Origin of the sequence: Helicobacter sp. CLO-3 (assembly GCF_001854545.1) — a bacterium.
Taxonomy (GTDB): domain Bacteria; phylum Campylobacterota; class Campylobacteria; order Campylobacterales; family Helicobacteraceae; genus Helicobacter_B.
In genome coordinates, this window is record NZ_MLQN01000013.1 from 16,619 (window position 1) to 39,202 (window position 22,584).

Below are 22,584 nucleotides of genomic sequence, written 5' to 3' on the forward strand. Positions count from 1 at the left end.
ATTATGGAAAAAATCACAGACAAAAAATTAAATGAAATAGAAGATAAGGTAGCAAAAGATGAGAAATATAGAAAATATTTCCCATTGATAAAAAATGCACTTACCGCATATAAAGATAATAATAATAAATCAATTGTTGTGATGAAAATTGCGCTTATTGATTTGACAAATGGGACTAACCTAGCAAGAAATCTAGGCAAGCGCGGTATGCTTGATGAGCTGGCAGAGCAAATAATGAAAGTAAATTTTGATGAGCGGGTGAAAGAGGGTGACTGGAAATTAGTCAATGAGTTAGCAGAATGGACTAAAGATAAAAAGAATATAGGCAAAAATCTATTTTCTTTCATTAGCAAATACTGCGCATATCATAATATATATTGCTATGACAGAGATGATTTTATGATTTATGATTCTGTGATGGCAAACAATATACATAAATATGTGGCGACAGAGCAATGCAAAAGTGTAAAAAATAAACTTGCAGAATGCAAGAAAAATTACAAAGAATATGTGGATATTATAGATTTGATAATAAGGCAAAATAATATAACAGTAGAAAAGCCGCGCCGCAAGGTTGATTTGTATATATGGAATAAGCATAAAAAAAGAAATAGTGACAAGGAAAATAACGAGGATGATTAAACTAGATTCTGCTATTTGTGCGATTGGCTAAGCAGAATCCAAAAGCACACCAGAATCTAATCTGCGCTAGAATCCAATCCGCGCTAGAATCTAAATTTGCTCCAAAATCCAAACTTGCACCAGAATCTAAACTTGTGCCAGAATCCAAACCGCACGAAACAAAACCTAATTCACACCAAAATCCACACCTACCAAAATCCATATCCACCAAAATTTACATCTGCCAGAATCCAACTCGCGCCAAAATCTACATCCACCAAAATCCACGCCTCTCCGCACCCGCTCAAAAGTCAAAACTTAGTTTATCTTTTTGCCGACATTTTGCCAGATAACGCAAAAAGGTTGTTTTTATTTTTACCAAATCATCGTTTATTGGCATTATCTTAGCCAATTTTAAGGTATATTTTAGTCTTTTCACTCTACAATCTTTCCCAGAATCCACAGCGTAATAGCAACAAATCACAACAACGCAAAAGGAGAGCACATGCAAATCAAGGATTCGACACAAGCGATGTTTGAGCGGGTTTCCAAGCGCCTAGCCGCGCTAGAGAGCCTCCCTGCTTGTAGCGACAAGCAGCTTGCTAGCGAGCTAGCAGACAAAGGATTTTCGCGCCGCGATTTTATGAAATGGGCGGGCGCGATGACAGCGGCACTTTCTCTGCCAGCTAGCTTTATCCCGCTAACCGCCAAAGCAGCGGAGATGGCGAGTCGCACGCCTGTCATTTGGCTACACATGGCAGAATGCACCGGCTGCAGCGAGAGCCTGCTTAGGAGCGAAGATCCAAGTATAGATTCTATACTTTTTGACATCATAAACCTCGAATATCACGAGACTGTCATGGCAGCCTCTGGCTATCAAGCAGAGCAGAATCTAGAAAATGCCATCAAAAAACATCATGGCAACTATATATTAATGGTAGAGGGCGGAATCCCCAAAAAGACAGAATACTTCTTGACGATAGGCGCTAGCGGGCGCACTGGCACAGAAGAGTGCCGCCATGCCGCAGAAGGCGCGCTAGCGATACTTACTATCGGGACTTGCTCTAGCTATGGGGGCGTGCAAGCCGCCGCGCCAAACCCTACCAATGCTCAACCGCTTGATAAAATCATCTCAAAACCCATGATAAAAGTGCCCGGCTGTCCGCCTAGCGAGAAAAATATCGTGGGAAATGTGCTTTATTTTGTGATGTTTGGTGCGACGCCGCCGGTGGATGCTTTTGGTCGTCCGACTTGGGCGTATGGACATAGAATCCATGATTTGTGCGAACGCAGGGGGCATTTTGATGCGGGCGAGTTTGTGCAAGAGTTTGGCGATGCCAACGCAGAAAAAGGCTACTGCCTCTATAAAGTCGGCTGCAAAGGTCCTTATACTTTCAACAACTGCTCCAAATTGCGATTCAACAGCCACACGAGCTGGCCTATCCAAGCAGGGCATGGGTGCATAGGCTGCAGTGAGCCAAACTTCTGGGATACGATGTCGCCATTTGAGCGACCTTTGGGAAATACGCCATTTCATACCGCATTTAGTGGCTATGGCGCGGACAAGACAGCAGACACCGTAGGCAGCGTGATACTAGGCGTAGCGGCTGTGGGATTGGCAGCGCACGCAGTCGTATCTAGTATGGTAAAATCCAAATAGCCAGAATCTAACAAAAGGGAGAGAGCATGACAAAAAGAATCATCGTAGATCCTATCACCAGAATCGAAGGACACCTAAGAATAGAGGTGATCGTGGATGAAAATAATGTAATACAAGATGCGTTTTCTGCTTCTACTTTGTGGCGCGGGCTAGAAAAAATCATCGTCGGGCGCGACCCGCGCGATGCTGGATTTATCGCGCAGAGAATCTGTGGCGTCTGCACCTATAGCCACTATAAAGCAGGTATCATGGCAGTAGAGGACGCGCTAGGGATAAAAGTCCCGCTAAATGCGCAAATGGTGCGAAGCCTCATGAATATAGCGCTTTTCTTGCACGATCACACGGTGCATTTTTACACGCTTCATGGGCTTGATTGGTGTGATATCGTAAATGCGCTAAGTGCCGACCCTGCCAAAGCAGCAAAAGAGGCATTCCAATACACAAGCGAGCCTATCTATACCGGCGAGGATGAGCTTAGAGCGGTGCAAAAACGCGTGGGTGATTTTGTCAAACAAGGCGCGCTTGGACCATTCCAAAATGCGTATTGGGGGCATAAGACTTATAGATTCTCGCCAGAGCAGAATCTCATCGTGCTTTCTCACTATCTCAAGCTTCTAGAAATCCAGCGCGAAGCAGCGAAGCTTATGGCGATTTTTGGCGCGAAGCAGCCACACCCTCAAAGCCTAACCGTGGGTGGCGTGACTTGTGTCATGGATATCATGGATCCAACAAGGCTTGGCGAATGGGAGTTTAAGTTTAAAAAAGTGGCGGATTTTGTGAAGCGCGCGTATTGGGCGGATCTAGTGATGGCTGGGCGCGTGTATGCCAAAGAGCCTTCAGTCGCAGAGCATGGCTGTGGCTTGAAAAACTTCATCTCTTATCGTGAGATGCAAATAGGCGCTGATGAGTGGCTCTATAGCACAGGTATCGTCAAAAATGGTGATATAAGCAAGCTAATCGAGATAAATGAAGACCTAATCTCTGAAGAAGTCACCAACTCTTGGTATAAATACGAAAATACCGATAAAGTGGGCTTGCATCCATACGATGGGCAGACGACGCCAGAATATACTGGCTTTGTCGATGGCACGAGCATCGGACCAGATGGCAAAGAAATCCCTACCAAAAACCTGCAGCATGAGGGCAAATACTCTTGGATAAAATCTCCAAGATATGATGGCGAGCCTATGGAAGTAGGACCGCTAGCCACTGTCGTCGTGGCACTAGCAGCCAAAAATAAATACATCACGCCTATCGCGCAGCAGTTTTTGAAAGAGACAGGGCTTCCGGTGGAGGCACTTTTCACGACACTTGGGCGCACAGCGGCGCGCGGTATCGAAGCACGCACGATTTGTGAGTATGGGTTGCAAGCACTAGAAACGCTCATCCAGAATCTAAAAGTGGATAAAACCACTTGCGCGCCTTATCATATCCATGAAAGCAAAGAATACAAAGGGCGCTACATCGGCAATGTCCCACGCGGTATGCTTAGCCACTGGGTGAGGATAAAAAATGGCAAGGTAGAAAACTATCAAGCGGTGGTGCCTTCTACTTGGAATGCGGGACCTAGAGACTCCAAAGGGCAAAAAGGACCTTATGAGATGAGCCTCATAGGCACAAAAGTGGCAAACATCACCCAGCCGCTAGAAATCATACGACATATACACTCATTTGACCCTTGTATCGCGTGCGCGGTGCATGTGACTGATACGAAGGGCAATAAGATTAGCGAGTATAAAGTCGAGCCAAGCTTTGCTAGAATCTAGATTTTGGGATTCTGGGCGCATTTGGATTCTAGGCGTTTATTTTGGCGTCTAGATTTTAGATTCTAAGCGCATTTGGATTTTGCTTTTTGATTCTAGTGCTTTTAGATTCTAGTATGCAGATTCTGGCATTTTGGCACTTTAAGGAGGATTTATGAGAGATGCTATTGATTCTGGGCTTCAAGAGTTTAAAGCCCACACCGAGTTTTCAGGGCTCACGCGCCTTTTTCACTGGCTTAGGGCATTGAGCATTTTTGTGCTTATTTTCACAGGCACCTACATCGCTATGCCATTTTTACAAAGCACCCCAAGCACCGAGCCCACGATATTTACGCAAGCATATATCCGCAGCGCGCATATTATTTTTGGCTTTGTGCTGATAGCGATTTCATGCTTTAGGGTGTATTTGTTTTTCTTTGACAAAGGCAGCAAGGAAGAGCGCGCATCATTCCCGCAGATAAAACAGCCAAAAGTTTGGATAAAAACCGTGCTTAGCTATATGCTAGTTGGCAAACATCCACATATCGATGGTGCGTATAATCCGCTGCAATTTGTCACATATTTTACGCTGGCGATTTTGGTGCTGCTTATAAGCATCACAGGCGTCGCACTCTATGCCAATGTCTATCACAGCGGGCTTGGCGGCGTGCTAGGCGTGTGTTTTAAATGGGTAGAAGTCGTGTGCGGCGGGCTTGCCAATGTGCGCGTGATACATCATATCCTTACTTGGGGATTTGTGATTTTTATCCCGGTGCATATTTATATGGCGGTTTGGAATGCGATAAAATACCCCAATGGCGGCGTGGATTCTATCGTAAGCGGCATAAGATACACCAAAGATCTCAAAGTCTAGGCTAAAGGCGATTTGGCGTTGAAAGTCCTTGTGCTTGGCATTGGCAATATTTTGTTTGGCGATGAGGGGATCGGCGTGCATTTGTGTAATTATCTAAAGGTTAATTACGCATTTGAATCCGAGCAGCACCAAATAGAATTCATTGATGGCGGCACGCTAGCCCAAGCGCTCATCCCGCTCATCGTAGAATACGACCACATACTGATGCTAGATAGCGTGGCTGTGGAGGGCGCAGCGATAGGCGATGTGTATAGCTTCCCTTTTAGTGCGCTGCCCGAGCAAGTCACATGGGCTGGGAGCGCGCATGAAGTCGAGATGCTCCAAACCCTGCGCCTCACTGAAGTCATGGGCGATCTGCCGCCGCTTCATATCGTAGGCATCATCCCAGAAATCATCGGCGAAGATACGAGCTTTGCGCTCTCACGCGAGCTTTTGGCAAATGTCGCGACTATGGAAAAAGAGGCGCTGCGCTACATAGAAAATCTGGGCTTTGCTATCAAAAAAGTAGATTCTATCCCTCTGCAAGAAATAGCCAATCATTCCTATAAAGGCTACTAATTGTTTTGCTTATATTTTAAAACACAAAAAAACAGGGCGTATTTGCGCGGATTTGAGGCGCTGCTGGCGCGCTTTGCGCTGGATTCTGGGCTGGAGTATCGAGCGGATTTTGCAGAATGTGGAGGTGCAGAATCTAGAGGGGAGGCGGGGCGTGTGGATTCTGCCTCTGTGTCTTCTGCCACGCCTGCTGCTGCGCTTGCGGATTCTGGCGCGCCAATGGATTCTAGCGCGGATTCTGCTAGCACTAGTCATACTGCGCCCGCTTCAAGCGCGCCAAACAGCGCAAAAGCCTTGCATGAACTGCGCTTTTTTGTGCGACTAAATAGCGCAAACATTGACAACAAAGATACTATTAAAAAGATAGAATCTAGAATCGCGCAAGATTTCGCTAGCGATTCTAGCGCCAGCATTTCTAGCATTTCTAACGATTCTAACGCCGATGATTCTAGCAATTCCAGCGACTTATCAAACGCCGAGCTAGGCATAGAGCAGCAGCGCGTGCTAGTTTTTGCAGAGATCATCAGCACTAGCTTGCCTCTAAGCATTTATGTGGTGTTTGACCGCATGGAATACATAGACCCCGCAGCAAAACCCGCAGAATCCGCGCGCCCCAAGCGCTTCCATCGCAAGCCGCTCAAATCACTGCCAATCACTATGCCAAGCATCTTCGCGCTAAATAATCTTATCGCCAGCTTTTTGAAGCTCAAAGATTCTGATGCGTTGGAAATCCCCAAAATGTCAGAGCGCCTAAGGGCACTAGAATCTAGAATAAGGCAAAAGGCGCTAGATTCTTTGGATAGGCGAATACGCGCTATTTTTACCTCTATAGATTATGCGCCTAGCGCGCAAGCCAAACTCGCAGAATCTACTACAAAAACAAGCACAAAAACCACCCAAAAATCAAGCGCGCGCCAGACTACAAAAGCCGCAAAAGCCACAAAATCTGCCACCACAGACACGCTAAATCACGCCTATATTTTTAGCGCGCTAGATTCTATGCTTTGCGCGCTAAAATCGCACCGCGACATCACCTTTCACACACCGCGCGGCACTCTCACGCTAAGCCTAGAAAAAACCGATAGTATTATGTTTTTTGACATTAGCGCGCTGCAAACTTTTATGCGCGTGGATTCTGCTGCGCTTGCGGTGCTGGCGAGCTTTGAGAAGCCTAGCATGCGCCTTTGTGCCAAAGAAGTTTTTGCCAAAGATTTGATGCTTGAGCGCGAAGTCGAGGCTATTTGCTCGCTTTGCCCAGATCCCATGCTTGCGCTTTTTGGCGCGCTGGCTCGGGCTAGCGGGCTTGAGTATGCCTTCATCAAGCAAAAATCTTTGGCAAAAACAGCGCCAGCGCCACATGTATCGACACTAAATCCACTTGCACTTCGCTACACGCTATCATACAGCCTGCCAGCATCGCAGCTCCTAGTTTGTGAGAAAAGCGGTATTATCTTAGAAGAGCGTTTTGCCAAAGCTAGCCTTTTTGAGCTTATCAAAAGGCATTATCCGCTAGATTCTAGCGCGCGAGCATCCAGCGTCCAAACTCCGCCAAACGCAGATTCTGCCGCGCCAAAAGCAAATTCTGACAAAAGCGCGCGCGATTCTAATATATCAGTATCCAAAGCGCAAACATCCAAAGCAGTAGAATCCAAAACGCCGGAATCTAGCGCTTCAGAATCCACCTTCATCCACGCGCAAAAAAAGCTCATCATCTATCTCTCTACGCGCCATGATAGCGCGATATGGGCGTATGATGGGACTTCGTTTTTTCAGCTTCTAGAGATTTCTTTCCCAAGCGATGTGCGCACGCTGCTAGCCACGCTAGAATCCAACTACCAAGACGCCGACAAACTCATCGCCAATTTCGGCGCAGCATTTGGCAAGGAGAGCTTGGATTTTAGCGCACCAAGCACTTCAGACACGCCACACACTTCAAGCGCGCAGAATCCGCCAAGCGCGGCAAATACGCCACGCATACCAACCACACCAACTACACCCACCAAAAACCTCCTCGACATCCTAGCGCCAATCGCCAAGATTTTAGGCTACTGCGACAAAAGCGCGCCAAACGCCGCCGCGACAAAAGCCATCCTAAATAGCGCCAAACTCTGCATCCGCGACAAAGGACCGCGCATAGATTACAAGCTTATCAAAACAAATGAAGGCGCGCTGGCGCTCGATGCGCCAAAAATCCTTCGCAGCTGCATGAGCTTCCACCTAGCGGGCGTTGAGCGCGAGATTTTGAGCTATGGGATTTTGGATTCTATGGCGGAGTTTTTTGGCAATTTCGCGCGCGATATGCAGCAAAACTACTCGATGCAAGAGGCGTTTATTTGCGGCGATATGCTCGCGCACAAGGTTTTTTTGGATAAAATCATCCACTATTTTCCCAAAAACATTTCGCTGACCTTGCCAGAAGATGGCTGGCTTGACATCGCGACAAAGGATAAAAATGCAGTTTGAGATGCTATATGCCAAAATCCACCGCGCGCGCGTGAGCGACGCGAACCTAAACTATGTCGGCTCTATCACCATAGACCGCGCGCTTTGCGAGGCGGCGGGGCTGTGTGAGGGGATGAAAGTCGATGTGCTAGACATCAACAACGGCGAGCGCTTCAGCACCTATGTCATCGTGGGCGACAAAGCGGGCGAGGTGTGCGTGAATGGCGCAGCGGCGCGCAAAGTCGCGATAGATGACATCATCATCATCATCGCATACGCTCACATGGATGCCACCGAAGCGCGCGCCCACAAGCCAAAAGTCGTCCTAGTAGATGAAAACAACCGCATAAAACCGCATTGAAACTTGTGGAAATTTTTGCTGAAACTACACTAAAACACCACCAACAAACACACTGCACTGGCAAACGTGCAGCATTTTCTAGATTCTAGATTTATTCTGGTTTTGCGCGCATTTTTAGATTCCAAGGTTGCACCAACAAAAGCGTGATATTTTGGATTCTGGATTCGCGCGGTATTTTAGTTTTTAGGATTTGCGTAGCATGTTGGATTCTAGGATTTATAGCCCGCTTTGTCAGCCACACTCTTTATTAATAACGATAATCTTGCCACAAACTTACATCTTTATAGTTGCTTCGTCGGCTGTGCCTCCTTGCAATGACAATTTACAGATTCTAAACTGTCGCAGAATCTAAAAAACTTTTCTGTCATTACTAAAGAAACTTCGTCTTTGGCTTGTTTTGAGAAAATTCTCTTGCTTTGCAAGGTGAGCGCGGAGATAAGCCTGTGATGGCTATCGCACAAGCGAGCCGAAGCAATCAAGAGAATTTGCCAAAAAGACAAGCCGATTGAGGAAAAAATGATAGAAAACAAAGCAGAGATCCGCGCATACTTTGAGCTGCACTCCTTTTCACCCAAAGAAGTAGCACAAAAATTTGGCATAAGCTATCGCACGCTCGCACATTGGATAAAGGCGGAGGGCTGGCAAAAAGGCAAAGCAATAGCAAAGGTGCAGGGTGAAGTAGTGCGCGATGAGCTGGCAAATCACAAGATAGACACCTTTTTAGGCGCTACCAAAAATCGCCTAAAAAGAGAAGTGCGCCAAGAATTAAGCGTGCAAGCGCGCGATATTGATGAGCTGGTGTTAAATAATCTGCTAGATTCTAGCACTGATGAGATTTTATTAAAGGCTATGAGCCTAAATTTTAACCAAAAGAATCTCTCACTAACCGCGCTTATCGCCAAAGATGAGCTCATGCGTATGCTCTCAATCCGCGATAAAAACGACAAGCCCGATCCTTTGCTTATCGCGTGCGCTGAAAAAGTATCAAAAATGCTGCTGGATTTGAAAGTGTCGCTTTATGGCAAAGAAGCGAGTATCGTAGATAATGCAAACGCAGAATGCGATATTACCAAGCTTTCAACAAATGAGCTAATAAAAATGCTAGAAAATGAGCGTAAATGAAGTAAAAGGCAAAGTGGAAAACCCCTAGCGCGTATGCTTACGCACCAAAAGCGGTGCCTCTAGGGGGCTCTATAGGCGCACCTATAGAGGAAGCACTGCAATTATATCAAAAATTTTATTTTCACGCAAACAAATTTCCTATGACTTTGTGCGCTAGCCTATCTTTGCTCTGCTTGATAAAATCCTCATCAATTTCAGTTCCGATAAACTCGCGATTTAGGCTCTTGCACGCGTGTGCTGTAGTCCCGCTGCCACTAAAAGGATCATAGACTATCTGCCCTTTGTTTGAGCTATTTAAAATCAGATTTTCAATAAGTTTTAAAGGCTTTTCGGTTGGGTGCGTGGTGTAGCGTTCAGCCTTGCTTAGAATCTTATCACTGTAAAGCTTTGAGCTTGTCTCAAAAGTGTTATTCATACTCTTTTTATCATCGCAAATAAAAAGGATATATTCCAAATCCTGCAAATAGTGGTATTTAAATGCAGGCAGCGGGTTTGTCTTATGATAAATTAGCACATCGATATGATAAACGCCAAGATTATGATAATAATTTAGCAGCTTTTGCAAAAGGCGCGCGTTGCAGAAAATATATAAATTACGCGATTTTTGGATTCTCTCAAACTCATCTAAAAGCGCAAAATCAAAGCCAAAAGCAAAATTTTTTGCTTTGCTAGCGATATTTTTCCAATAAGGCTGCTTGGTAACAAATCCGCCACCACTATGCGCTTGCGCGAAGTCATAGGGCGGATCGGTTATGATTAAATCGATGCTGTCATTTGGGATTGTTTTGGCAAATTCTAGCGCCTCGCGGTGGTGTAAGCCCAAAAGATTTTGGATAGGCTGACTTTGGATAGGCTGGCTCATAGGCTCGCCTTGATAGTGGGGGGGGGGGGTAATATTTTGCTTTTTATCTAAAGAAACTGCGCTGCGTTCGCTTCGCACAAAAATTATTTTTTGCTCGCTTTCTATTTCTTTTAGGACTTCTTGCGTGATTTGTTTGGCAATTTCTGGCGTCATTTCCTTACCTTTCACCAAAAACAAAATATACACACAAAAAAAATAATCATAAGGCAAAAAGGCAAAAAATCACCAAAAATAACTTTTTTCTCTATATTATCTTTATAAAGCCAAGCAAGTATTTTCCCGCAAATTGTCCCGCCAAGCAAAAGCAAAGCCAAAAACAAATCTATATCCATTTTAGCCCCTAATCCAAGTCTATATCAAAATCAAAATTTGCCACTGCTTTATCTACATCAAATCTTTTTGGCGTTTGGCTAGCAAAATAAATATCGCCAGAATCTAAGCCGCTATCTGCGATTCCACCCTCCAAGATTTCATCCATAAAAGAAGTATCCATTGCGGGGATTTGCACCACGCTTATGGTTCTAGTGGCTGTCTTTTTTGCGCTCGCTATATCACCCATAAATCACCTGCCTTTTCTTGCGCTTGTTTTTGATTTTGCGCTTGCTTTCCTTGCGCTTGTTTCTCTTTAGCCTCCTTTTTTTGGCGACTTCTTTATCCCATCTTTCCATTATCCCTTCTTCATGCCAAAGCGACATGCTAATGCAAAGACATATAAAACCTGCAAAAGCCAAAACGCTGCAGATGTTATCGCCTAAAGCTGCGTATTCTGTATTCTCTGTGCCGCCCAGCACGCTTATACAAAGCTACAATACATATGATACAAATGCCAAATAAAATTTTCATTGCGGTTTCCATTACATTGCCTTTTTTGACTAAATCCAAGATACCCTCTTGCTTTAAGGCAAAAGCAAGCAAGCTCCACTCACGAAGCAAAGTTCTTGGATAGGCGCAGTATAGAATCTAGTGTAGGATAAAAAAAGGGTTAAAAGGTAGGTTAAGCTTGACTTTGGGGGCACCTCGCGCGTTATCCCAAAGTTTAAGTTTTGTGTTAGCAAAATATGCTATCATTATGCAGGTCTAGCAAAAGAATTAGCGTTTGCCTCGTAAGCTTAAGTAGCGTTTGAGCTAGACCTTTTAAATGCTTCGTTATTCTCTAGTTTTCCATTTTCAAAATACATAGTCTTAAAACTAAGTTCATTTTGCCCCTTTCTTATTTGCTCTACAATCACATAATATCCATTAATTTGCTTGCCACTGATAATTACAGGTTTCTTTTCATTATCAATACCAACGACTTGTTTGTCAGCGTTATCAGCATACTTTACATAATTGCTTATATCCTCAAGTTCCACTGCCTTTTGTTTGCTCTGCTTCACAAGCGCACTTTCTTTGCCATGCCTTTTTAATGTGTGCAGTATCTCATCGCTACTTATCGTCCTACGCACATCATCGGTGTATTTAAAGCCAAGTTTTTTCGCATCTTGCGGATTTATTTTCTCGATAGCCACCCTAGCTTTGTTTTGCAAGCTCCAACCCAAAATCTCTGGCGTTAAATTCTCCCTGCCAATCACTGGCATATCGCGCCCTTTGTTTGGGCTAGATTCTAATAACTTGATAATATCATTACTTGCCACTTGTTTGCCTTGTGTATTTTTTGGCATTATACCAAATTCCTCTTTGCCACTTTCTTTATACTTTGGCATTTGCGCCTCTTTAAAATAAAGTAAATCCTCATCTTTGCCTTGCATCATTTTTTTAATCTTACTAAGATTGGTATTGCCGAGTGGATAAAAAGTAGTATTTACAAGATTGCCATTTATGTCAAGTGCATAGCCTACCATATATTTAAATCCATTTTCCATACTAAAAGGTTTAAAGAAAGCATAAGAATCTTGGGCTATAATTTGCCTATCAATACTTTGGCTTAAGTTCCCATTCTGCATTTTGGCATTTTTGGCAGTTTGCGGTAAGTGCGATAATGTGTTCGACACTCCATTGTATTTTTGCTTGACTACAAATAGCGGGTCTCGCAATGTTAGTAAAAATGCCCCGCTATATCTACTTCTATCTTTCCTGTATGTATTTTTCCTATTCATATGTTCCCAAGCGCCTTTAACATTCACGATTAATTTTCCCATTGGTGTTTGCAGAATCGTGTTTTGATTTTTGTCTGTTTGTGGGAAGCTTTTTAAAAACTCCTCCCTATTCAAAGCCTTAGGTAAAGGTGTGGTATAAGCATTCAGCTTTTTTGTATCCACTCTCCCGCTACTATCCAAAAACGCCTTTTCTAGTCTCTGACTTTTTGCTGTTATATCCCCAATCTTTGCGCCTGTGTGTATTTGGTCTAGTGGGATGTCTATTGTCTCGTGCGGGTGTAGTGAGCTAGGATTGTCTATCACTCTTTTTTGTGCTAGCAGGCTTTCTAGTCGCTTTTGTTGCAGTTTATCGACTTTGGCTTGCAGTTCTTTTTCGTAGTTTTCTAGTTCTTGTGAGTGTCTGCCTTGCACTCTCCATTTTCAAAACATATCTTTAAAGCTAAGACTAAATTAAGCAAAATGTGCTATACTCTAAAACACCTTCGATAGAAACCTATCTAACCAAGCTTGAGCTCATAACTCAAACGACTTGGGGGCGTTTAGCCTTAGGCGTTCGAGGGTGTTTTTATCTTTCAGATTCCCCTTATCAAAATACATGGTTTTAAATGAAAGTTCATTGAGCTTCATTCTTATTTGCTCTACCACGACATAAAATTCATTATCTACTTGTTTGGCGCTTACCAAAACAGCCCTTTTGCCTTTATCAAAACTTATCTGCTTAATATCCGCTTTGTCTGCATAATCTTGATATTTTGCAATATCATCCAAACTTACAGCCCTTTGTCTGCTTCGCTTTACAAGAGCGGAGTCTTCACCATGTCTTTTTAAAGTATGTATTATGTCGCTTGCTTGTATAGTCCTTCTAACATCGTCGGGATATTTAAAACCTAATTCTAAAGCTTTTTCTTTGTCTAGTTTGTTAAAAGCCGCTCTTGTATTTTTGGCAACGATGTAAGCTAGAGTATCTTGACTCAAAGCTTCTTTTCCAAGCAAAGACATATTGCGCCCATTTTTTTGCGAATCGCCTATTTTTTTATAAATTTCATACTGCAAAGGATTTTCCTTTTTCGTTCTTATTCTTTGCATTGTAGCATATTTTTTAGCCAACGCACTCAATGCTTTATATCCTGCTGCACCGCCTAAAAAGCCTAGAATGAAGTTTTGCGGGTTAAATGTGTAGTTGCCATTTTCATCTTGCTCGATTCCTGCGATACTGCCACCACCGCCGACAGAATACATAATATTCGGATTCCTACCATTAAAGCCGCCTTTGTTTTCTACACTTTTTATTTGATTGCTATCAAATACACTAAATTGATAGTCATTAAACTTTATGCCATCATAACCCTTTGCTTTTAGCTTGGTTTTAAACTCCTCGCCCTTATTTGCTCTGAAAATATTATTATATTCTAGTGTGGAGGGGCTCATAATATCTCTTAGCAGCGCATCTAGCTCATTTCTACACCAGCCAATGTTTTGTTTCTCAAAGCCTTGCAAAAAGCCTAGCTCGCCTTTTAGATTCTCATCATCAAGGCTGCTTCTATAGGCTTTGTTGTTTTTTATGATAGTAAAGTTGTCTCCATTAAACTCGCTTAGCTTAAAGCCATGCTTTTCTATCAAGTTTTTAAACGCCAAAAACTTCTCTTTTCTATCCAAAAAGTCTGCAAACTCTTTGTCAGTGAGTTTATAGGGCTTGTATGTATCTATATCTACAAGCCCAAAGCTATCGATGAGCTCTTGCGCTTTGGCTTTGGTGTTTATGCTTATTTTATCTGCTTCAAATGGATTTTTCATTTTTAGATAGAGGCTATAAGTTTTTCCACCATCTTTGCTATAGGTATCTGCTTCATCTTTTATGCTTGAAAAAAAGTGTCCGTAGTTGTTGTTGCTTTGGAATGTTTCTAGGTTATTGATACCTGTGCCGTGATAAAACACTTTAGGCGTGCCATCCTCGTTTTTGGTAAGCTTGTGACTTCCTTTGTGCCACCTTGCTAGATTCTCATCATAGCTTTTTTGATTGAGAAGTATGGTGATACTGCCTAGCTTGCCGCTTTTTTCCCTAAATTCATTTATAGTCTCTACGCTTTGTTTTAGAGGGGCTATTTTCTCATTCTCTTTTTCTACTATTTCCAAAAGTCTCTTTTTCTCTTTGGTGGGTAGATTTATGATGTCTTGAAACTTGCCTGCTTTTTGCATTTCAAAAAGATTATCAAGGGTTAAGGCGGTATCTTGTTTTGTTAGCTTTGGCGTGGTAGAATTATTGGCGTCAGTCTTGTTGGTGAAAGATTGCGAAGCCTGTAAAAAATCGATGCGGGATGACTTGAGATTTGGAGACTGATACAAAACTTCTGCGCCTGCTGAAATTTTATTATTTAGCGTCCTGTCTTGTTTTATGTGATTAGAAATGCTTACAAGATAATCCCCTTTATCGACATTTACACTGACGATATATTTTTCATCCCTAATATGCTTAACAAATAAAATCCCATTGTCTAAATCTCTTATAATCGCTTCTGGCTCATCTAGCACTTGTTTGATTTGTGGTATTAGCTCCTCGCGCCCTTGTGCGACAAGCTTTAGCAAACTACCCTTTTGCAAACGCACTTCTTTACCTTGCAGGGCTTTTTGTATGTCTTGATTGTGCTTTGGGATATAGGTTTCATCGATATTTTTTAAGCCAAAGGTATTGAGCCAAAGTTCTTGGGTTTGCGGGCTTATGGTGTGCGTGATGCCTTTTTGGTCTTGAAAAACTAGCCCTTTCCCGCCACTCGCCCCTTTTGCGCCCTTTACAAATATATCCTTTCCAAATCTAGACTCTAGCCACTCTCTACCATAAAGCACCGCTTCAGCCAGCGAGTAAAAATCTGTCTTGTTGTAGTGCATAGAGGTGTGATGCCAGCCTTTTTGCCCATTTAGCTTTAGAAACTCTTTTAAATCTTTTAGCGATATTTTAGCGCCTAGCAGCTCGCTAAACGCATCGGCATCCTCTTTATTCCACTTGCTTAGTGGCTTTATGTTGTGGCTGTAGGCATCCCTTGCATTGTTACTCATAGAATACCCATCATACCCTCTGCCTATAGCTTCTGTATCGTAGTTTTCTAGTATCTCTTGAGCGCGGATATTTCTATCATAGGCTTTGCTTTTGAGTGCGTTTATTTGCTCTTGTGTGTAGCCATCCTCCAAAAGCGCTTTTACATTCTGCTCCACTTCCTCATCAAATCCCCTGCGTTCAGCTGAAAGCATAGTAGGCATTTCATCAAATATGAAGTTGATTTTATCTCTTATGGCTATATTGTGTTTTTCTATATCTCTATTTTTCCATTTTACATCACTTTGCATTGAGCTTATTTTAGATTCTAGCTTTTTTTCTTGCTCGCGCAAAAAGCGCAAATGATTTGCCTGTGCTTCTTGCTCTTTGGTGAGTATGCCACCTTGTGCTCTTTTCCACTCTTTTATCTTTCTATTATTCAAGCCTATGTTAGAAAGCTCATGCCTTACTTCTTTGAGTTCATTTTCCAAAGCTTTGGTATCTGCCTCTGGCAGATAGGATTTCCTTTGTGCGCGTAGTTTAGAGATTTCTTGTTCTGCAAAGGCATCCATTTCATCTAGGGTTTTTAGCTTTGCTATAGCAGATTTGATACGCAGCTCCTCTGCATTATCTTGAAAGACTTTAAACAGCCTTTCTGCATCATCTTTTTGTCTCACTAGTGGGGAGTATGCTTGCCTTAGAGATTCTATTTGTGTCTCAAGCTCATAAAATCTCTTTACACTCTCCTCTTGTTCGCTTGTAAGGATGCCTTTTTGTTCTTGTTTGAGTGCCCTTATATCTGATTCGTCCCTAAAGCCTGTCGTTTGTGCTCTATTATCTATCGCATCTTTAAACGCCTTTTGTGCTGCTTCATATTTAGGCGTTATTTCATTGAGATTGGATTCTAGCCTTGTGCGCTCTTTTTGTATCAAATCCCAATCCACTCTATGGATATCCATATCTTCAAACCATTTGTTTAAATCTTTTATGTGGTCGTGAATATCTTTAACTTCTTTTTCTAGCGTGTTTTTTATTTGATTGGCAGCCTTAGCTGGATTTACCATAAAGGCTCGAGCATCAAGGGCTTTTGTGAGTCCTTTGCCAAAGGTATGATAGAGCTGTTCTTGCACGCGCTCGCCTAGATTAGAATCTTGCAAAGTGGCTTTTGACTTTTCAAAAGCCACTTTGGCAAATTTTTCTGCTTTAGTCTTGATTTTTGGATTTTTAAACGCGGCTTGCGTTGCCTTACTCGCTGCTGCGCCGCCTAAAAATCCTAGAATGAAGTTTTGTGGGTTAAATGTGTAGTTGCCATTTTCATCTTGCTCGATTCCCGCTACCATTCCGCCAAGTATCCCACTGCCTATATGCGCGTTTGATTGCAGTATTATGGGGTTTATTTGACTTTGGGCGTCTTTTGTAGTAGAATCTTTGGCAGAGTTTAAAGGGAGATCATCCCCTTTAGTTAAAGGCTCAGATGATATACTTGAGCCTTTCTCGCCTTTTGCTTCATAGCTTGTTACTATCCACTTATTTTTTGTCGGCTCACCTTTCCAGTTTGACTTCAGCACGACTTTATAATCATCTTTTAGAATCTGTATCGCTTCATTTTTTTGTCTTTTGAGTGTTCCATTATTTATAATATCCGCTAGAATCTCGGGCGTGATTTCGGGATGTTTGTCTAAAATCTTGCTAAGCCCATAGCCTTGTATTTCCCCCTTTTCATCCCTCCATACTTTTCCCCAAACTAAATCTATATCGCCTAGCTCTTTGCGCTCATACGCCCCAGCTATCTGCCCGCTTTGCTCTGCTTGGAGCTTTTTAAAGGCTTCTATAGGCTTATGGTAAAATTCTGCATAATTTGTGCCAAACTCTTTGATAGGCGTTATATTTAGGCTAGATTCTATGCCCTCTCTTAGCCTTTTTATCTGCTCGTTTGCCAATTCCTCATAAAGCGCCAAATCCTTGCCACTTCTTATATCTGATAAAAGCTTGGTATTTACGATGTTATCTAGGTTTTGCACTTGTGCTCTTGGCAGGATTTTGCTTAGCTCATAGCGCAAATTTTCTTTTGATTTTTTGGCATCGGTGTTTTGCAAGGCGTTTTTGCAGTCGGTTTTTGTAGTCTGCTTGGTATGCCTCTATCGCTGCTTTTGGGTTATTTTTTAGATATATCGCGGTATTTGATAGGGCTTTGTTACTTTCAAAGCCAAATTTTGCAAGGATCTCATCGAGCTCTTTTGGATACTCTTTGCCAAAGTAGGCTTTTTCTATGGGCTTTAGAATCTCTCTTGCTCTAAAGCCTCGCAGTATTTGTTTGGTCTCTTGGCTCATAGGGTTGCCTTGAGAGAGCATCTCTTTGGCGGATTTTTCTATTTCATCATTGATATGCAAAAGTTTAGATTCTAGCTCTTTAAATTCGGATGCTTCTTTTGGTGCTGGCGCATTTGTTTGTGCTGTTGGCTTTGGTGTGGTAGAATCTTTGGCAAAGGTTTCAAAGGGACTATCTTTGGAAGCAATGGAGTTAGTGCGGATCGACTTAACTCCGCCTTTATCCATATTTTCTACTTCATACGCTGTTATAATCCACTTATTTGGTGTCGGCTCACCTTTCCAGTTTGATTTTAATCCCACTCTATATTTATCAAACACTAAAGAATAGCGCCCATTTGCATTTTCTACCGCGCCCTTTCTCACTATCTCATCCAGCAAATCTGCTGTGATTTCGGGATGTTTGTCTAAAATCTTGCTAAGCCCATAGCCTTGTATTTCCCCCTTTTCATCCCTCCATACTTTTCCCCAAACTAAATCTATATCGCCTAGCTCTTTGCGCTCATACGCCCCAGCTATCTGCCCGCTTTGCTCTGCTTGGAGCTTTTTAAAGGCTTCTATAGGCTTATGGTAAAATTCCGCATAATTTGTGCCAAACTCTTTGATAGGTTCTATCCCAAAAAACTCCTCTCTAGTCTCCCTTACTTTTCTATAAGCCCAAAGCGTATCATTGTTTATTTCTTTTAGCGTGTTTGGTTGGAATTGATAGCTGTCATTTTTGATTTTCACCAAATCTTTGGTGGTAAAATCCACTTTATTGCCTGTCATTTTCTTTAGTATTTCGTGTATTTGCGCTGTTTTTTGCCCTGTATCTTTTGCCTCTTTTAGCGCATCTTGCATTTGTTTGTAGGTGTTTTCTAGGCTTTTTTGCGCGAGTGCTTCATCGCTTAGAGGCTCGCTTAGGCGTTTTATTGCAGGATTTTCTACAATCGCTTTGTATCTGCTATCGCCAAAGCCTAAATCCTCCCTAAACTCCTTTGGTAGATTCTCCAAATCATTGGCATAATCGCGCCTTATTTTAAAGGTGGCTTGGTGTTCTATATCATCTAGCGTGTGTCTTATGCTACTTGCAGTCTCATCAGTGATTTTGCCTAGAGTTTGCGCGTCTTTTTCTATCATTTCGCGCATTTGACTTAGCAAAGCCTCGCCCTCTTGCGCGCTTATGCCTTTATGGTTTATGAGGTTTTGGATTTGGGAATGCGCGCTTTGTGGGTTATTGGCATCGCTTAGATATTCTTGCCACTCTTTTATGGTTTGGGCGTCTTGTGGTGCTGGTGTGAAGTGTTGCATTTTTTGCAATGGTTGTTCTAACTTTTCGGATTTTCCGAATAGTTCATTTGCTGGCGCCTCCTCTTTTGGTGTTGGTGGTGTTATTTCGTCATTGCGAGCGTAGCGAAGCAAAGCCTCTGGCTTCTTTAGTAATCCATCTTGCGTAGATTCTGCGCCTTGTGTGGATTGCTTCGCAACTGCGTTGCTCGCAAAGCCTCTGGCTTCTTTAGTAATGACGGATGGATTTTCTCTTGTAATGACAGATTCTCCCCCTTTTGCGCCACTTTCAAAAAGCCTTTGTTTCTCCCTTAGCTTTGGCAGCATCTCTATCACGCTAGAAGTTGCTTCGCTTCTTTCACCTGTGCGGATAAGGTATTCTATGAAGTCATAAATATCTGCATCTTTTAATGCTTTGCCGCCTTGATTAAAGAGTGCTGGCTCTATCATATGCGCTATTTCTGCGGGCGCATCTTTTAGCACTTCATACAAACTCCCAGCAGGATTCTCAAGGCGCACAAATCTAGCCAAACTCGCACCCAGCAATTCCCCTAGCGTGTCTTTATACACACTAGGCATTGTTTCTAGCATAGCATTAGCGCCATTTTTATCAGTGGTATCTAGCAGGGCTTTTATATCTTTGGCTAATCTTTCAAAGTTTTCAGCCCTAGTATGTGTGAGTGCATTTGCAGTAGCAGAGATAGAATCTAGCAGATATGGGCGTAACTCTAGGCTTTGGATTCTATGGCTTGCTGCTTGATTGCATAGATTATGCAGTTCTCCTGCATTTTTTACAAACATATCTTTGATTTTTACTCTATCGGTTGGCTCTAGCCTTGAAAGGCTGTTTAGCACTTCTGCTATGTTTCTACCATTGCTATTTTTAGCGAGGTGTGAAAGCAAGGCTAGGTTTGTGCTTTCTATGTCGGGATAGGTATTATCTTTTTCTAAAAGCTTAGCGACTTTAGCACTTAGCTCATCGACACTTTCGCTTTGGATTTGGTTTGGAATGTCTTTTATAGCTTTATCATATTTGCCTAGACTTGCTAGGGCTTTATCGCCTAGATTATCGAGATTATCTTTGTTGCTAAGGAATGCTAGGTTTAGCTCATCTTGCGCGCTTAGATTCTTTGGTGTTCGCATAAGCAATTCATCATCTTTTAGCGTGATACCATATTGCTCTTTTATAGCATTCTCATAGGCAGCCCTGCTTTCTTGGCTAAACTCTAGCATGCCTTGAGTTCTATGGTTGCCACTTATGATTGCGCCATCTTTGCGGATGATTGGCAGATCTTGGAAGCCGCCGCGTCCTAGAATCTTTTGAGGGTTGAAGTTATTGGCTATGTCTTGTATGGTGTGTGTGTTTGCTTCGGTGCGTCCTTGTAATTCGCTAGCGTTGAAGTTTGGTTTCAAATCTTGCTTTTTTACTATGACAAAATCTAGGGGGTAGATTTCATTTTCATTGATAGCAATACTTGTGCTAGGGAGATTTTCTACCTTTTGCATAGGGATTGACTCGCCTATGTTTAGCACGCGCTCATTGGCAGCTAGTCCTGCTATGGCTTGCTTTTGTGCTATGATGTCTGCGTGAAGCTTTGCGAGTTCTTTTGCTTTAGATTCTGCGAGTTCTTGCTCTTTGGCTAGTCTTTGCTCTGCTTCTTTGATTTGTGCTTGCTTTTCTTGCAGGGCGCGAGTAAAGAGGGAGTCTTGCGTTGTTGGTTTTGTTTGTGTTATAATGTCATCGCTAGCCTTGCTGGTTGAGGACAGGACGCCTGTAGAAGCTTTATGTGCTGAGGACTCCCGAAGCTCGGAGGCTGGCTCAAGAATAATTTCTCTTGCTGAAGCAAGTCTGTTTTTTAAAGTATTTTCTTTCTTAGGACTTAGGCTAAGATTTCTAAATGCTTCTCCATAATCCCTGCTAACACTTGTGAAAAATAAAGAATCACCCAAATCTTTTGCTACAATCAAATCACCACCACTATCTATAAACGCATAATCAGGATTTTTAAGCGTAGGCATTATTTCTTTTATGTATTTGTCGCGCCCTTTTTCTATAATTTTCTCAAAGTCTCTTGGTGTGATTTCTAGATCTTTCCCCAAAGCTTCCCTTATAAGTGGGTGTATCTCTACCTTTTTGCTTTGGTTAATATCACTTAGCCCAAACTCTCTTATCCAAGTTTCCTCTGCTTGTATAGTGCGTGCTATCTGCTCATCTGCTTGCGTAGAAAGCTTTGCTATCTTTGCTTCGCCTTTTTCGACTTCGCCTAGAATTTGTGCTAGCAAATCTTTTGTAGGTGTGTTTATCGGTGCGCGTGCGATTTTATCTCGCAGCTGGAATTTAAAATCACTCACCTCTACGCTTTTGCTTAGCGCACTTCTTAAATGGTGGCGCACTGCTGCACCTTGTATCTTTTCATTGAGTCCGCGCAAAAATGGGATTTGAGGCATAAGCCGCACGACTTGCTCAAATAGCATTTTCACTGCTTGAAACTTCACAGCGCCCTCGATTATAGTAGCGATGCTTGAGCCTATTTTATCAGGGCTTGCTGGGGCTAGCAGGCGCGCTAAGCGCACATCGTTTGAAAACAAAGAATCAAAGCCTTTAGCTATGGTGATAAACTCTTTTGCTTGCGGGCTTAAAAAGCTGCTTTCACCTATGGAGTCTATCTTCTTGAAAAATGCTTTAGAATCAAATACTGCTAGTTCTTGGGCTTCATAGAGTGATTTTTGAAAAATATCATTTAAAAGCTGGATTTCTACTCTAGCGCGGTTTTCCTCGCCGATGCTTTTGGTGAGTTTATTTAGGTTTCTTATCGCAGTTGAAAGCTCGGCTTGTTTGGCGCTTCCTTGCCCGCTGGCGTATTTTTGTAAGTTTTCCAGCGCGCGCTCATAGCTCACCGCTTCATCGCGTAGTTTTAGCTTATCAGCGATTTTTAGCGTGGATTTCATTGTGGCATAATCATTTAGCGCAGTGTCAAAGAGATCTCTTGCGTAGTTATACGCAGTGGGGTTTTGTGCGAAAATGTTATCAATGCCCTTTTTTATGTCATCTTTTAGAAACTTCTCTGCACTATTTCTAACAAAATCGCGAAAATTTGGATCGGTAGCGTCTTTGTGATAGTTGTTTATATAAAATCTAGCATATGTTGGATTCTGGATAGGATTTTGCTTACTAGAATCTACATTTATCCAACACAAAAGGAGATGCGATGAGCAATGTTTTTGTAAAAATCGTGCGGGGCGAGATCCCTTGCAAAAAGGTGCATGAAAATGACGCGTTTTTGGCGTTTTATGATATCAATCCAAAGGCGGCGATCCATATTTTAGCCATACCAAAGCGCGCGGTGAAAGACTTCAGCGAGGCGACGCCAGAGCTGATGCAGGGGATGACAAGCTTCATCCATGAGGTCGCAGAAATCGCTGGCATCAAAAACAGCGGATATCGCCTAGTCACCAACATCGGCGAGGACAGCGGGCAGGAAGTGCCGCATCTGCATTTTCACATACTTGGCGGTGAGAAGCTGGGCGGGTTTTGAGGGCGTTTATTGGTGAGTTTTAGGCGGTTTTGAGAGGCGAGGTTTTAATTATTTTGCGTTTTTAGGCGGTTTGCTTTTTGCTTGGGATTTG

General features: G+C 42.7%; 16 protein-coding genes. 11 read left to right on the forward strand and 5 right to left on the reverse strand.

Features of this window, described 5'->3' with window-relative positions:
* The first annotated feature begins 3 nt into the window (after positions 1-3).
* From BKN38_RS04745 to BKN38_RS04785, 9 genes are all read left to right on the forward strand, one after another.
* Positions 4-642: a hypothetical protein gene (locus tag BKN38_RS04745; protein ID WP_066455865.1), complete on the forward strand. Its 639-nt coding sequence runs from the start codon at positions 4-6 to the stop codon at positions 640-642.
* Positions 643-659: 17 nt separating this feature from the next.
* Positions 660-974 (forward strand): hypothetical protein, encoded by a 315-nt coding sequence (locus BKN38_RS04750; RefSeq protein WP_143000205.1) that lies wholly within the window; start codon positions 660-662, stop codon positions 972-974.
* 152 nt (positions 975-1,126) lie between these two features.
* Positions 1,127-2,281 carry a hydrogenase small subunit gene (locus tag BKN38_RS04755; protein WP_066455860.1) on the forward strand — a complete coding sequence of 385 codons (1,155 nt, stop codon included), beginning with the start codon at positions 1,127-1,129 and terminating at the stop codon, positions 2,279-2,281.
* A gap of 26 nt (positions 2,282-2,307) precedes the next feature.
* The gene (locus tag BKN38_RS04760) at positions 2,308-4,047 is read left to right on the forward strand and encodes a nickel-dependent hydrogenase large subunit (RefSeq protein ID WP_066455857.1); all 1,740 of its coding nucleotides are present in this window, start codon (positions 2,308-2,310) and stop codon (positions 4,045-4,047) included.
* A gap of 151 nt (positions 4,048-4,198) precedes the next feature.
* Positions 4,199-4,897 (forward strand): Ni/Fe-hydrogenase, b-type cytochrome subunit, encoded by a 699-nt coding sequence (cybH, locus tag BKN38_RS04765; protein ID WP_066455855.1) that lies wholly within the window; start codon positions 4,199-4,201, stop codon positions 4,895-4,897.
* An 18-nt stretch (positions 4,898-4,915) separates the two neighbouring features.
* Positions 4,916-5,455, forward strand: coding sequence for a HyaD/HybD family hydrogenase maturation endopeptidase (locus tag BKN38_RS04770; protein ID WP_066455852.1), 540 nt, complete (start codon positions 4,916-4,918; stop codon positions 5,453-5,455).
* A complete protein-coding gene (locus BKN38_RS04775) occupies positions 5,456-7,915 on the forward strand; it encodes a hypothetical protein (RefSeq protein ID WP_066455847.1) in 2,460 nt (819 codons plus the stop codon).
* On the forward strand, positions 7,905-8,255 hold the full coding sequence (gene panD / locus BKN38_RS04780) for an aspartate 1-decarboxylase (RefSeq protein ID WP_066455846.1): 351 nt from the start codon (positions 7,905-7,907) through the stop codon (positions 8,253-8,255). Before BKN38_RS04775 ends, panD begins: the two co-directional genes overlap by 11 nt.
* Before the next feature lie 516 nt (positions 8,256-8,771).
* Positions 8,772-9,377: a helix-turn-helix domain-containing protein gene (locus tag BKN38_RS04785; RefSeq protein ID WP_082942547.1), complete on the forward strand. Its 606-nt coding sequence runs from the start codon at positions 8,772-8,774 to the stop codon at positions 9,375-9,377.
* 121 nt (positions 9,378-9,498) lie between these two features.
* Here the strand turns inward: BKN38_RS04785 and BKN38_RS04790 are convergent, their stop codons facing one another.
* Together BKN38_RS04790 and BKN38_RS04795 are read right to left on the reverse strand one after the other, a co-directional pair.
* Positions 9,499-10,392: a site-specific DNA-methyltransferase gene (locus BKN38_RS04790; RefSeq protein WP_070957711.1), complete on the reverse strand. Its 894-nt coding sequence runs from the start codon at positions 10,390-10,392 to the stop codon at positions 9,499-9,501.
* A gap of 187 nt (positions 10,393-10,579) precedes the next feature.
* Complete coding sequence (locus tag BKN38_RS04795; RefSeq protein ID WP_066458486.1) at positions 10,580-10,798, reverse strand: hypothetical protein; 219 nt, start codon at positions 10,796-10,798, stop codon at positions 10,580-10,582.
* A 140-nt stretch (positions 10,799-10,938) separates the two neighbouring features.
* Here BKN38_RS04795 and BKN38_RS11815 point away from each other — a divergent pair, with 140 nt between their 5' ends.
* Entirely contained in the window at positions 10,939-11,073 is a 135-nt protein-coding gene (locus tag BKN38_RS11815; RefSeq protein ID WP_256325537.1) for a hypothetical protein, read from the forward strand.
* A gap of 275 nt (positions 11,074-11,348) precedes the next feature.
* Here BKN38_RS11815 and BKN38_RS04800 read toward each other — a convergent pair whose 3' ends face one another.
* The 3 genes from BKN38_RS04800 to BKN38_RS04810 form a co-directional block, all read right to left on the reverse strand.
* Positions 11,349-12,515 carry a hypothetical protein gene (locus tag BKN38_RS04800; RefSeq protein ID WP_143000206.1) on the reverse strand — a complete coding sequence of 389 codons (1,167 nt, stop codon included), beginning with the start codon at positions 12,513-12,515 and terminating at the stop codon, positions 11,349-11,351.
* Between the two features lie 333 nt (positions 12,516-12,848).
* Complete coding sequence (locus tag BKN38_RS04805; protein ID WP_070957712.1) at positions 12,849-17,459, reverse strand: PBECR2 nuclease fold domain-containing protein; 4,611 nt, start codon at positions 17,457-17,459, stop codon at positions 12,849-12,851.
* Complete coding sequence (locus BKN38_RS04810; RefSeq protein ID WP_070957713.1) at positions 17,413-22,155, reverse strand: hypothetical protein; 4,743 nt, start codon at positions 22,153-22,155, stop codon at positions 17,413-17,415. Before BKN38_RS04810 ends, BKN38_RS04805 begins: the two co-directional genes overlap by 47 nt.
* An 11-nt stretch (positions 22,156-22,166) precedes the next feature.
* Here BKN38_RS04810 and BKN38_RS04815 point away from each other — a divergent pair, with 11 nt between their 5' ends.
* Positions 22,167-22,493: a histidine triad nucleotide-binding protein gene (locus BKN38_RS04815; RefSeq protein ID WP_066456851.1), complete on the forward strand. Its 327-nt coding sequence runs from the start codon at positions 22,167-22,169 to the stop codon at positions 22,491-22,493.
* Positions 22,494-22,584 lie beyond the last annotated feature (91 nt).